The sequence below is a fragment of the Acinetobacter harbinensis genome (assembly GCF_000816495.1).
In the GTDB taxonomy this organism is placed as follows: domain Bacteria; phylum Pseudomonadota; class Gammaproteobacteria; order Pseudomonadales; family Moraxellaceae; genus Acinetobacter; species Acinetobacter harbinensis.
Map to the genome: position 1 here is coordinate 2190167 of NZ_JXBK01000001.1, position 13582 is coordinate 2203748.

General features: G+C 40.8%; 13 protein-coding genes. 7 read left to right on the forward strand and 6 right to left on the reverse strand.

Annotated elements, in window-relative coordinates; translation table 11 throughout:
- The first annotated feature begins 36 nt into the window (after positions 1–36).
- The 4 genes from SE27_RS10270 (at position 37) to SE27_RS10285 (ending at position 2309) form a co-directional block, all read left to right on the forward strand.
- Entirely contained in the window at positions 37–816 is a 780-nt protein-coding gene (locus SE27_RS10270) for a TrmH family RNA methyltransferase (protein WP_039623100.1), read from the forward strand.
- A 167-nt stretch (positions 817–983) separates the two neighbouring features.
- Positions 984–1598: an RNA polymerase sigma factor gene (locus tag SE27_RS10275; protein ID WP_039623102.1), complete on the forward strand. Its 615-nt coding sequence runs from the start codon at positions 984–986 to the stop codon at positions 1596–1598.
- Positions 1595–1915, forward strand: a complete 321-nt coding sequence (locus SE27_RS10280; RefSeq protein ID WP_039623104.1) for a hypothetical protein — start codon at positions 1595–1597, stop codon at positions 1913–1915. Before SE27_RS10275 ends, SE27_RS10280 begins: the two co-directional genes overlap by 4 nt.
- Positions 1905–2309: a DUF3106 domain-containing protein gene (locus tag SE27_RS10285; protein WP_039623105.1), complete on the forward strand. Its 405-nt coding sequence runs from the start codon at positions 1905–1907 to the stop codon at positions 2307–2309. Before SE27_RS10280 ends, SE27_RS10285 begins: the two co-directional genes overlap by 11 nt.
- Positions 2310–2478: 169 nt before the next feature.
- On the opposite strand, the gene SE27_RS10290 is transcribed toward SE27_RS10285, so the two are convergent.
- The 4 genes from SE27_RS10290 to cxpE all read right to left on the reverse strand — a co-directional run bounded on the left by SE27_RS10290 (position 2479) and on the right by cxpE (position 8777).
- Positions 2479–4890 carry a CSLREA domain-containing protein gene (locus SE27_RS10290; protein ID WP_039623106.1) on the reverse strand — a complete coding sequence of 804 codons (2412 nt, stop codon included), beginning with the start codon at positions 4888–4890 and terminating at the stop codon, positions 2479–2481.
- Between the two features lie 3 nt (positions 4891–4893).
- Entirely contained in the window at positions 4894–6717 is a 1824-nt protein-coding gene (gene rbtA, locus SE27_RS10295; protein ID WP_039623107.1) for a rhombotarget A, read from the reverse strand.
- 119 nt (positions 6718–6836) lie between these two features.
- Positions 6837–7541 (reverse strand): DnaA regulatory inactivator Hda, encoded by a 705-nt coding sequence (gene hda, locus SE27_RS10300; RefSeq protein ID WP_039623109.1) that lies wholly within the window; start codon positions 7539–7541, stop codon positions 6837–6839.
- A 21-nt stretch (positions 7542–7562) separates the two neighbouring features.
- Complete coding sequence (cxpE, locus tag SE27_RS10305) at positions 7563–8777, reverse strand: chloramphenicol efflux transporter CxpE (protein WP_039623111.1); 1215 nt, start codon at positions 8775–8777, stop codon at positions 7563–7565.
- A gap of 134 nt (positions 8778–8911) precedes the next feature.
- Between cxpE and purM the strand changes: the two genes are divergently transcribed.
- Together purM and purN are read left to right on the forward strand one after the other, a co-directional pair.
- Complete coding sequence (purM, locus tag SE27_RS10310; protein ID WP_039623112.1) at positions 8912–9979, forward strand: phosphoribosylformylglycinamidine cyclo-ligase; 1068 nt, start codon at positions 8912–8914, stop codon at positions 9977–9979.
- Entirely contained in the window at positions 9976–10605 is a 630-nt protein-coding gene (gene purN / locus SE27_RS10315; protein WP_039623114.1) for a phosphoribosylglycinamide formyltransferase, read from the forward strand. Before purM ends, purN begins: the two co-directional genes overlap by 4 nt.
- Positions 10606–10665: 60 nt before the next feature.
- On the opposite strand, the gene SE27_RS10320 is transcribed toward purN, so the two are convergent.
- Both SE27_RS10320 and sppA read right to left on the reverse strand, forming a co-directional pair.
- A complete protein-coding gene (locus tag SE27_RS10320; RefSeq protein WP_039623115.1) occupies positions 10666–11478 on the reverse strand; it encodes an alpha/beta fold hydrolase in 813 nt (270 codons plus the stop codon).
- Positions 11475–12500 carry a signal peptide peptidase SppA gene (gene sppA / locus SE27_RS10325; protein WP_039623116.1) on the reverse strand — a complete coding sequence of 342 codons (1026 nt, stop codon included), beginning with the start codon at positions 12498–12500 and terminating at the stop codon, positions 11475–11477. Before sppA ends, SE27_RS10320 begins: the two co-directional genes overlap by 4 nt.
- A gap of 130 nt (positions 12501–12630) precedes the next feature.
- Between sppA and SE27_RS10330 the strand changes: the two genes are divergently transcribed.
- Entirely contained in the window at positions 12631–13578 is a 948-nt protein-coding gene (locus SE27_RS10330; protein ID WP_039623117.1) for a lysophospholipid acyltransferase family protein, read from the forward strand.
- Positions 13579–13582 lie beyond the last annotated feature (4 nt).

Consider the following 13582-nt stretch of genomic DNA (forward strand, 5'->3'; position numbering starts at 1 on the left):
AGTAAGTGATTAACTTACTTCTATGGATATTCTCTTATGCCCGCTTTTTTTCTTGAATCTAAAGACAATCCAAAAATTAAACAGTTACGTGGTTTAATTGAACAAAGCTCATTTCGTAAAAAAAATCGCCAAACTGTGCTTGAAGGTACACATTTAAGTATTGCTTGGTTAGAGCAAAAACGCACCATCAATTCTATTTTTACCACTGAAGTGGCTTTTGCTCATCCCGATTTAGAAAAAATCGTCTCGATGTATGAAGGCAATGTCTTTATTTTAAGCGAAGCTTTATTTAACGATTTAAGCACACTGGGTACATCTTTGGCGTGTTTAGCCATCGTAGACTTACCTAGCTCAAACCAAGCTTTAAACTTTAAAGAAGACACCTTAATTTTAGACAACATTCAAGACCCCGGCAACGTTGGAACATTACTCCGTTCAGCGGCAGCCGCCGGTATTGAACAAGTGGTTTGTACCAAAGGTTCAGCCTCTATTTGGTCGCCTCGCGTACTGCGTGCAGGTATGGGCGCACATTTTTCATTACAAACCTATGAAAATATTGCCCTAGAAGACTTACTGGAAAAATTCACCATTCCTGTCTATGTGACCAGCTCTCATCATCAATCTGAAAGCCTGTACTCGAAAAACTTAAGAAAGCAATGTGTCTGGATTTTGGGCAATGAAGGCCAAGGCGTATCTGATTATGCGCTAAAACATGCAGAAGCTGTGTCTATTCCACAGCCCGGCGGCCAAGAATCGTTAAATGTCGCCATTGCCGGCTCAGTATGTTTCTTTGAAATGGTTCGTCAGCGCCTATAAGCAGCACTGTTTCGTTACTTTATTTTAAACATCCCTCGCGGATGTTTAAAATAGATTACACTATAAAAATAATAAGTTTTTTGTCAACCAAACCGTTGTTCCCATCGTTATATAACTATGAACATGGAAATAATGGTGGGTATCCCATGACAGGATTTTCCATCCCTATGGATTCAGCACCCAAACAGTCTAAATCTGAAAATGTAAGTATTCTAAAGAGTACGGCTGAACAACGGCTGAAGAATTTCATGCAAGACGTGACAGGCCGCGCTTTGGTGATGATGGAAAGCGCCACACAAGGTCATCATGGTATTGCCATGGACTTGGTGCAAGAAGCCTTTATCTCCTTACATAAAGCGTATGCCGAAAAAGCGACCGACGAATGGTATCCGCTGTTTTACACTATTTTAAATCATAAATTACAAGATTGGCGCCGCAAAGAAGCACGCAGGGCGCAACCTTTTTCCTTTTTTAAAAAAATTAGTTTAGATGATGACGATATCGAAGTTAATGATATTGTTGATGAAAACATGCCGAATCCATTCGACTTTTTGGATCGCGTGGTTACAGCTGAACAAATACAGGATGCTATTGCAAAGCTGCCTGTTCGCCAGCAACAAGCCTTTATGTTAAGGGCTTGGGAAGGTTTTGATACACACACTACTGCACAGGTCATGGATTGCAGTGAAGGTAGTGTAAAAACGCATTATCACCGTGCTATTCAAGGTCTTCGGATTTCTTTAGCACATTTAAATCCATCTCGTGGAGGGTCATCAGAATGAAACAAGATGATTTCTTAAAGCAGATTACGTCTAAACTTGACGGCGCAGCGCGGCAGCATAGAGACAAAGCTGTGGTCATGAGTCAAGTGATTGAAAAAATTCATCATCAAGAAACCACCCGTTATGGTTGGTGGAAAATGTCGGGTTTTGCATTGGCTGCGGCCATTACAGGATTTGTCGTATTGCCTAACTCTTTAGAAATAGCGGTTAAACCGCAAAATCAAGTGATTGTGACGCCAAAACTTTCTCCGCAAATGGTGGAAGATTTAGAAATGTTAATGGTTTTGGGTGAGGATAAAGTTCCCCATGGCAGCTAAAAAATTAGTATTGGCATTTTGTGCATTTAGCTTTTTGCAAACCAGTTTTGCAGGCTTTGAGCGTTTTTGGGTTTTTTCTAAAGATGCCAATACACAAGTAGCCGAAACATGGGATACTCTGTCTGATGCCGAACAACGTGCGCTAATTCAACGTTATCAATCGTTGAAGGAATTACCGCAAGCGCAAAGTACAGTTTTACATCAACGTATGGATTGGTTTACTCAACTTCCTGAGCAAGAAAAACAAAAAATGCGTGAAACTTGGCAAAAGATGAGCAGCCAAGAACGTAAAGATTTAGGAACGCGCATGCAAAAAGCCAGCGCCGAAGAAAGACCTGCCATTCGCGAAGAATATATTAATAAGTACTTACAGCCGCAACCGGTGAGCTATTAATTTCTATCAAGGCCTACAATAGCTCTAGACACTTCCCAAATCATTTTAAACATCACTGTTTATCTTTAAGATCGGCTGTTAGTGCAAATACCTAAAATATTTCTTCCGCTTAACCATCTACTTAAAATTTATATAAAAAATGCCTCATTAACTGAGGCATTTTTATGGATTATTTTTTTCTACGATTGCGATATGCGGCCAGTAAAACTAGGCCAAATAAACCATACACCCCCACACTTCCTCCACCCGAAGCCTGTGTATTGGTGTTTTTAGCAGTATTGATTAAGTCGATTTTTGCATCATTGGACTTTAAACCCTCTGCATCAAGAATATTATATTCAATCTCATAATCAAATTGACTAAAGCTATTTTTCACCTCGAAGTATAGCTGTCCACCGTAACACGTATCTTTAATATATTGATCTGGACACGGTCCACTACGGTCTGCTCTAACCGTTAAACCAGCAGGAATAGCTGCAAGCATGATAGGCAGCTCTATACCTTTGGCATTTTTATAAAAAGCGCCTTTATATGGAACATTTAAATGCAGGGTGACACCATCGCCGTCGTCGCTATCATTTTCTAAAGGATTAATAGCAATGCTCTGATTCGTACTTGGCGTAATCGAATATCGGTCATCTTTTGCAATGGGTGCCGTATTAATAAAATCAACTTTTAAGACACCCGTTGAAACTGAACCATCATCTGCTTGCTTAGAACGAATGGTGTAAGAACAATATCCAAATCCATCCAATGAGGTGGTTTTACCATCTAAACGATAAATCATAATTCGTTTTAAATCTTCTTTCCATTCACACTTCAAGTTAGGATCAAGATTACCGACAAACTCAGATTTACCCCCCTTTTCCACAAATTCACCGACGCCATATGTATAGGTAGACACGCTATAATTATCGCTATTCAATTCTTTTAAACGTGTCGCGCCATTGGCATTTAAAACACTTACTTCACTGGGTAGTGTCAGTGCAAAAGGGTCGACATAAATTGCACGATATTGCGCATATTCTTGGCTATACTTTAGTAAATTTTGCCAATTTTTTAAGTCCTCTTGGTCTTTTGCAATAAACTCTTTATTGCTCTCTGGATTGTTTAAATATTCTTCTAAAATTGCTATACGTGTTTTATAACTCTCTATCAATGTCACATAAGATTGGTTTCTTAAATCGATAATATCTGCTGCAGTTAAACGCATCAACTCAATTGAACCAATATCACAGCTATTTTTTAAGCTGGGATCTAACATCAAAGTGCCATTGGTAATTCGTTGAAGACCGCGCTGATCCAGATCACTACACTTGTCTGCTGAGACATTAACTAAATCGAGGTTACTTTGATTATCAATCGGATAATACATCGGTAAAAATAGATTATATTTTGAAGCAGCTTGATAGGTAGACAACACACTCGACATGCTGACTGAACTTAAATTAAGATTGAAATTATCGGCTTTAAGTGTGTCTTCTGGTAAATCGCACTGCCCTGCGCCATCGTTCAACTGAAATACATTGTGTGACGCACTTATCTTAAGATTTGTATTGGTTAAATTGCCATTATTGAGCGCGTAGCGACAGGACTTTCCGCTATTAAAAGCCAGAATATTAAAATTGAAGGAAATTGAACCCACATCATCATAATAAAAAGTGCTATGAGCCTCATTTTCAACCATGGTATTACTAAGAGCGGCAAATGAATACGAAGGACTTAAACGATGATTCACTTCACTGACTGAACGAATAATACTGCCATTTGCTGGATTTGCGATATTTTTTGCAATAGTATTCGCTGTAAGCTTTATCTCAGGATTACCACATAGATCAATTGTACTTAAACTGCTGCTAGAACCATTTTTAACAACACTGCTATTACTCAGATTAATAATAGCTTTGGTATTAAGCAAATTAGCTTCGCAATCCATCGCAATCACACTGCCGACAGGTGCATTGTTACCCTGTATCAAGGTGCGGGTCAGATTAATGTCTTTCGCACTATTTTGTGCCACAACATAAATTGCCCCACCAGCTTTGGCAGAAGTTGAATTGAGAATAGCACTATTATTCATGGTGAGCGCACCACCAATTAATAATGCACCGCCCACATCTGCTGAAGAGCCTTGCTCTAAGATGACGTTGGTTAATGAGAGCGCCGATTCACTTTCAAGCGTATTAAAAATCCGCGATCCAGCCTTGGCAGTAATTTTAGTCTTTAATGCTTGAGTGGCCGGATAAGTATTGGTGAGTACATCTTTGTTGGAATAATCAAAAGGTGATTTTCCTAAGATCAATACTTGTGACTGCGGACGCAATTCACTTTTAAGTAGATACTCACCCTCTTCAAGCTGAATAGTATCCTTTTGACCATAATTGCTATTGCCTACATTACAACCGCCATAAGATTTATTGTTTTTGGCTGTTTTAATGGCTTCTCTTAATGCGCATTGATTTAAATTTTCACCATCCTCATCTGCAAAAGTATTCACATAAATGGTTTTTTCTTCTGCCGCCATTAAAGACATTGCAGCCAATATCATGCTATACAGCAATCCCTTTTTATAATTTTTCATCGATCATCCTTCATTATTTTTATATCGACGTAATCCAAGTAAACCGAATAATGCAAATAGACTCAACCATCCAAATGATCCACCAGATGTAGTGACTTTGCTGCTTTGCATATCATTTTTGGCTTCTTGTACAATATTTACGCTCAGCTCCATATACGGTTTAGTCTGATTAAAACGAGTGGAAGAAGTCACTAAGCGAATTTTAAATAAATCTGCACCGCGCCACCCCCCCCTTGGCGTATAGACCAAAATACCTTCCTCATTGACACTTAGCTGGCCTTTGGATACGGTCTGATTTTGTAGCACTTGCACACAACCAGCTTGCCAAGGTTCTCCCGTCGGATTTTTCCCAAGAATGGCATCACATTGCTCTTTGGGTACTAAATCACTGTCACCCAAATGCTCAGCCAAAGGAATGGTTGCAATCTCCCCCACCAATAAGTCTTTCCCCACCAATCCGGTGCTGCTGGGCACAATAATTTCAATTGCACCACGATCACAAAAGCTATTATCAGTATTACGACGCTCATCGCGCTGATCGCCTGCTTCACAACCCATCAGCGGCACATTGGAATTCAATTGCAATCGTCCTTTATTTAATATTAATGAATCAGATAAAGAATAATGATTCATTAAAATACGCGGACGAAAATAACCTAAAAAAGTACTCTCAGATTCCGTATATGGACACAACAGACTCGTCTGATCTGCACTTAAGGTCTTACATTTGCCCTCTAAAGCTTCACCCGCAATCAGCTGCGTACCACTCCACAAATCGTTTGGATAAGATGCATCCCCTAAACCACAGCTAGCGGTCACCAGATTATTTTGGATATAACTTTGATCTTCGGCATTAAAATTACAGTTATCATCTTGGCTGCTCAGATAAGGATTACCCAGCACAATACTGTTGGCAAGATAGGCTTTTTTTGCCGGTGCATTAAATTGAATACCGGATGTATTGCCCACTATGGTTAAATTATTTAGCCCCATGCCATCTCGGACATTAATGGCCGGCCCTTTATTGTTATAAAAAGTGCTGCCTGAAACTTTAAAACTCATTAAAGGAAAAGCCAGCAATGCTGCGGCATCGAGTTGCTGCGCAGAATATATATTCGCGGCTGTATTCTGAATGGTGTGATTGTCGCGAAAAACTGAATTTGCAATTCTAAACTGTGGCACTTGGCTATACAAAATAGCGCCTTGCTGGGCTTTATTATGCTCAAATAGACTGTATTTAATTTCCACCAAGCTACGTATATCTGGGTTCCCTTCAACTGGAAGCGCAGCGTTATAAATTGCGCCACCTTGGTTTGCTTTACCCTCGGTGAATTTCACTCGATCTAAAGCCAAAAATTCATTGTTATAAATTAATCCACCTTGTTCAGCACAAAGGGTTTCACTACAACCTTGCAGCGTAATTTCGGTCAGACTAACTTTAATTAAATCTTTCTTTTGATCATCAATATAAAAAATATTATTCTTACCGACCATTTGAATAATGGCGTTATTCAGGCCTAACTCTTTATTATCATTAAAACTTAAATCGTATAGCGTTCTTAAATTCACTGCCGCTGAAATTTTAATTTGATCATTCAGTTTATAAGTGGCTTTTTTTTCAAAGATAATATTCGCACTGGACGCCTTACCTCCACAGCCAAAATAACCTTGTTCGGGCATATCCTGATTTACATAGGCAATAGCTTCGCGAAGAGAACACTCCTTGTCGTCTTTAACGATATCTTCTGTGGTGGTTAATATAATATCTGCACTATACGCATGTCCGGCAACGCACAATACGCCTAGGCCTATGCTCCGTTTGAGCATATCTTTCTCCTTTTTATTTTCTCTATATTTTTATTCTTAAGTCGCAAATTCCCTGCAACATCGAATTATTTTGCTGTACTTTGTCACAGCTTAACGCATTTCTCAAGATTTTTTATTATTTACCGATATTCATCAATTAATGCGTAGATTTGTCTTAAATTGGCATGACTAATTTTCGTTTTTTCTCCTTTTAATAGTTGAATCAACTGTTCTAAGCTTTGTAATAAAACTGAAGTTTGATGTGGGCCATGAATTAACAAATAATCAATTATTTGAGGATCAATATGAATACCACGACGCGTTAACACAGAAGTGACCAAGGCCAAACGATCGGCATATAAACTTCCTGTGGGCACTTTAACGCTCACAGCTTGAGTCAAACGAGATTGTAAATCTGGCAATTCGAGTTTTAATTCAATCGGCGCAACACGTGAGGAGAATACCAACTGACCGCCCCCCTCATCATTATAATTAATTAAATGAAAGACAGCTTTTTGCCAATGGGGTACGCCGCTGATGGCTTCAATATCATCTAAAGCCACCAGATCATAGCGATCTAGTGAAGTGATGGCTTCAGTGGGTGCATCTAACAGCTCAAGCAAGGAAACCTGTATGGCAGATTTCCCCACTTCTAAATAAGAATCACAAATAGCAGAGAGTAAATGGCTTTTACCGGAACCCGCTCCGCCATATACATAAAAGCGACTCACTAAACCCGCATGAAGCTGTCGAACTGCATCAATAACATGTCCCCAACTTGGACCGGAAAAATCACTAATCCGAGCATCGAGTTGAGGTTCTATATCTAATTGCAATTGACGCATATATGGGTTTTGCCTTAAAGATTATTTAGGGTCGATAATTTCAATCTTACCGGTTTTTTCAGCATTTTGCTGACTCTTTTGCACCTCAGTTTCTCGCTTAACATCGACATTACTCGACTCTATTTCCACACTGACATTTCCAGAAAAAGTACTTTTGATAACAATGCTCTTGGAATCATACCAATGGCTTTTTTGATAGTAATCTCGTAGGTGTCTTAATAACACCACAATAATAGCGGCAACCGGCAATGCAATGAGCATACCTAAGAAACCCGCCAACTGTGCACCGGCTAAAATAGCAAAAACCACAGCAACCGGTGGTAAACCAATTTTATCACCCAGTAAAAATGGTTGTAGTACATAGCCTTCTATGGCTTGCCCAATCATAAACACCAAAAACACCAAAGCCAAATGCGTCCAATCGATACCAAATTGGAATAAGGTGGCTATCACTGCCGCAATAATCCCCACACCAAAGCCCAAATACGGAATAATACTGGCCAATCCTGCAACCATACCAATAATTAAACCGACTTCTAAACCAATCAATTGCAAACCGACTGCATACACCACACCCAACAGGAACATCACCAAAAACTGTCCCTTTACAAATGCACCCAATACATTATGGCATTCACCTACCACCACTAAAGTGGTTTGCTCATATGGGCGTGGAATTAAGCGGCGCATGTTGTCCAACATGCGCTCCCAATCCAGTAAAAAATAGAAAGCAATAATCGGAATTAAGACAACCACACCGCCAATTTGAATAAAGTTCAGACCTGACTGCGCCACACGTAATAATACCGACTGAATACTGTCTGCACTATAATTGGTCTGAATGTAGTCCATCACCACACTTGAAATTTGTTCGGTATCAATTTCCATCGCTTCGACATTAAAGGTTTGCGATACCCAAGGTAAAAAGGTGTAATTTAACCAATGAATGCCAGCTGGAATACTGTCTCGCGCATAGATCAATTGTTGCCAGACTAACGGTACGACATACCAAATGGCCAAAGTTAAAACAATGCCAATTCCAATAAAGACAATACTGATGGATAACCAACGTGGTAAGCCCAATTTGTGCAGTCGACCAACCAACGGACTAAACAGATAAGCCACTAAAAAGGCAGCAACAAAAGGCAATATAACGGGCTTAAGCAAATATAAAACCCACAGGATCAATCCGATTCCAGCAAGTACAAAAATGCGACGCAAGGTGCGGTCCACCATAGATTCCAGCCTTTCTTTGGTTTATTAGTTTTAAAAGTCAAAATATTTCAATAAAGATAGCATTTTAGGGCATAAATAACATAAGAGTTTCGTATATTCGGGTATAATCTCGGCGCGAATGCGGAGACTTCATTATGAGCAACTCAACTTCCCCAAATACTGGTTTAAGCTACAAAGACGCAGGTGTCGATATTGAAGCAGGCGACGCCTTAGTCGACCGCATCAAATCGGTCGCGAAGCGTACTTCACGTCCTGAAGTAATGGGCGGATTAGGCGGCTTCGGCGCTCTTTGTAAAATCCCGAAAGGTTATGAAGAACCGGTTTTGGTATCAGGCACAGATGGTGTCGGTACTAAATTACGTTTAGCCCTCAATTTGAATCGTCATGACACCATCGGCCAAGATTTGGTGGCGATGTGCGTAAACGATCTTTTGGTTTGTGGTGCTGAACCGTTGTTTTTCTTAGATTACTACGCCACTGGCCGCTTGAATATTGATGTGGCTGCAAACGTAGTGACTGGTATTGGTAAAGGTTGCGAGCTTGCAGGCTGTGCATTGGTCGGTGGTGAAACCGCTGAAATGCCCGGTATGTATGAAGGTGAAGACTACGATCTTGCAGGATTCTGCGTAGGTGTGGTTGAGCACAGCAAAATTATTGATGGCACCAAAGTAAAAGCCGGTGACGTTTTAATTGGCGTTGCCTCTAGCGGCGCACATTCTAATGGTTACTCGTTACTGCGTAAAATTATCGATGTTAAAAATGTCGATTTAGAACAAATGATCGATGGTCGTTCACTTGCCGATGTGGCGATGGAACCAACACGCATTTACGTCAAACCATTACTTGAGCTGTGTAAACAAGTAGATGTGCATGCAATGGCGCATATTACCGGTGGTGGCTTACCAGGTAATTTACCCCGTGTATTACCAGATGGCGCGCAAGCGATCGTGAATGAGTCATCTTGGCAGTGGCCAGAATTGTTTAAACTACTGCAACGTGAAGGCGGTGTTGAGCAATTTGAAATGTATCGCACCTTTAACTGTGGTGTTGGCATGGTGATTGTGGTTGACGCAGCAGATGCAGATCAAACGGTTCAGTTGCTCAGCGACTTAGGCGAAAAAGCATGGACGATGGGCCATATTGCGGCTCATGCAGAGTCTGTTGCCGGTGCTGATGAAAAGATTCGTGTAGTTTTTGCATGATAAAAATTGCTGTTCTTGTTTCAGGTAGTGGAAGTAACTTACAAGCCCTGATTGATGCCAATCTATCAGGTCAAATTGTCGGCGTTATTTCCAACAAACCTGAAGCCTATGCTTTAAAGCGGGCTGAAAAAGCAGGAATTGCGACGGCAATAATTGAACATAAACAATATCCCAATCGTGAAGCTTTTGATGCTGTGATGCAGCAACAACTGTTGGCTTGGGATGTTGATTTGGTCATTTTAGCTGGCTTTATGCGTATTTTAAGTGCCCCCTTTGTCCAAGCTTGGCAAGGCAAAATGTTGAATATTCACCCCTCCTTGTTGCCGCATTATAAAGGCATGCATACCCATCAACGGGTACTTCATACTGGTGATGTTTGGCATGGTTGTACCGTACATTACGTGACAGCTGAGCTGGATGCAGGTCAAGCGCTTGCCCAAGGTGTGCTGCAAGTCCAGATACAAGATGATGTGAGTAGTTTGGCCAAACGCGTGCACCAGTTAGAACATTTGATTTACCCACAAGTGGTGGAATGGATTTGTAATGGTGCCCTTCAGCATACACATCAAGGTGTGCTATACCGCGGTCAAGCATTACAACAACCTGTGCAATTCTGTAATTTTTAAATCGAATACTAGAGAATAAAAAACGCACCCTCGGGTGCGTTTTTTTAGATAAGAAGATAACTAATTTGACCCTTGGGTTTGTGCCTGAATTAATTGCTTAATTAAAGCCACGACCTCTACCGGATGCTCAAGGGGGAACATATGCCCACCGGGAGTAACGGTAAATGGAATACCAAACTTCTTCTGCACCAAACGGGGGAAACGACGTTTATGAAATAAACTCTGCTCACCCACCACCAAATGCGCAGGTACTTGCAATTTCGGTTGCGGCAACCACCACAGCGAAGGATTGGTTCTAAATACTTCCACTTCATCGTCTTTTGAGATGGTCAGTTCTACCCCACCACGTGCAGGATCGTCTGTTAATGCGTAGTCAATATAAGCCTTAAAGCATGCTTCATCAAAGTCTTGATAAAAACCTTTGGGACGCAGTAATGCTGCTGCTTGCTGACGCGAATCCCAATGATCACGGCGACGTGCCGAGACACTTGCAGGCGACATCTGATCGGCTAATTTGGGTCGTAGCAATTTCGTCAAATGAAAAACTAAAGATGCTTTACCCATAATGAGCGGCGGATCCAGCATAATCACTTGGCTAAATAAAGCTGGGCGCTTCAATGCAGCTTGAAAGGTTAACACCGAACCCAAAGAGTGGCCCAAACCAATTACTGGACGGCCTTGGGCTTGGCGTACGATACTATCAATCACTTGATTGGTTAGGCTATTCCAATGGTTATCAATTGGATAGCGCTTATCTGGCCCCAGTAAAGGCACATTGATCATCTCGTATTCATCAGCCAATAAATCAAATAGTTTTTGATAGACTTTTGATGGCACACCATTGGCATGGGCAAAATGAATGAGCGGTTTCATTGTAATTTAGCCGTTTGTTCAGTTTGAACCTGTTCTGCCACTGACGCTGCAAAACCTTGACCAATTGAACTCCCCATACGACCCAGCACAGAATCCAGTGGGCTATATTCAATGGTGTAATTAATGGCTTTATCAATATTCATTTCACGTTTTAAGCTATTAAGACTACCGGTACGATCTGCAATACCCAAAGCAACGGCTTGTTCACCCGTCCAAAATAGACCTGAAAATATTGCGGGATCTTGAGATTTTAACTTTTTACCGCGGCCTTGTTTAACTGCATTAATAAAGTGTTCATGCACATTGTCCAGTACACCTTGCACATGCGCTTTTTGTGCAGCATCTACCGGTTGCGTCATCGACAATAAAGCTTTATTTTTACCTGAAGTCATGGTGCGATCTTCCACACCTAACTTTTGCATTAAGCCATTCACGCCATAATTGGGCATAATCACGCCAATTGAACCCACCAAGCTTGATGGATTGACAATAATTTCATCGGCAGCTGAAGCAATATAATAGGCACCCGAAGCACCAGTATCCCCAATGATCGCATACAGTTTTTTATCGCTATGGGTTTTCTTTAGGTACTGAATTTCTTGCCAGATTTCATCTGATTGCACAGGCGAGCCGCCCGGTGAATTAATATTTAAGACCACCGCCTTACTTTGCTTACTTTCAAAAGCTTTTTTCAGCGCTTTAATGGTGTTGGTGCTGTTCACACTTTGTTTGTCCGCTGCAATGGTGCCAACAATGTCCACCACCGCCAGATGTGCGCTTGTGGTCGCTGTTGGATCGGTATTGGCATTACTGCAACTTTTACCCAATACCACCAATACAAATAAGATATAGGCAAAGGTGAGCAGTTTAAAAAAGATCCCCCAACGACGAGCGCGGCGCTGTTCTTCGACAGAGGCTAAAACGGCTTTTTCTAAAATTTGCCATTCTTGACCGCTGCTATTTTGTAGTTTAGATGAAGTATTTTGAATTTCGTTTTCTGGTTTTGGTGGCCATTCAGACATGGAAAATAATCCAAGGATGAGTTAAATTGACCTCATTATATACACTGAATCATAGAAAACCGCCTAAACAATCTATTTTCGCCTATAATATTTGCTGTTCTTCACTTTTCCCCAACATTGACGATAGGCAATGACTGACCATACTCCATCTAATACAACGTATCGCCTACTAAAATTTTTCAGTCGGCAACCGATTCAAATATCTAGATTTATTGCGCAAAACTTAGCAGGTCTAGTAAATTTGCTAAAACTATCAAAAACCTCTAATACCATTCGCCTTAATCTTCAAATCGCCCTACCAGAATTAAGTAGCGAACAACACGAAAAAATTATTCCACAGGCGATTCGCAATGAATTGACCTCATATTTTGAATTTTTCAGTATTTGGGGTGCCAGCAATAAGCAAAACATTTCCCGTATCCATACTATTCACGGTGAAAATTTACTTCAAGATGCTCTCGCTGCACCTGAAGGTGTGGTGCTGATTGTGCCGCATTTTGGCACATGGGAAATTATGAATGCCTATATCGCACAATTTACCCAAATGACCATTTTATATAAGCCGGTTAAAAATGCGGCGGCCAACCAGTTTGTACGTGCAGCACGCAGCCGTGAGCAAGCCCACTTGGTGCCAACGGATGAGTCGGGTGTCAGACAAATTTTTAAAGCGTTAAAACAAGGGGGTACCACGGTTATTTTGCCCGATCATACGCCCAATATTGGCGGAGAAATGATTCCATACTTTGGCATTCCGTTGGCCACCAGTAATTTAAGTGCCAAACTAATTCAAAAAACCAAAGCCAAAAGCTTATTTCTCTATGCTATTCGCAATGCCAATCAAGGCTTCGATATGCATATTGAAGCCATAGATCCCCAAATTTATCAAGGTAGTGCCAATGACGGCACCATGATTATTTTACAGGCGATTAAAAATCTAATTCTGCGTTATCCTGAGCATTATCACTGGAGTTATAAGCGCTTTAAAGCCAATCCAGCATTAGAAAGAATTTATCATTTAGCCACTCCAGATGCGCTAAAGCTGGTCGATGACGTGCGTAGGCAAGCGCATCAAATATAAGTTA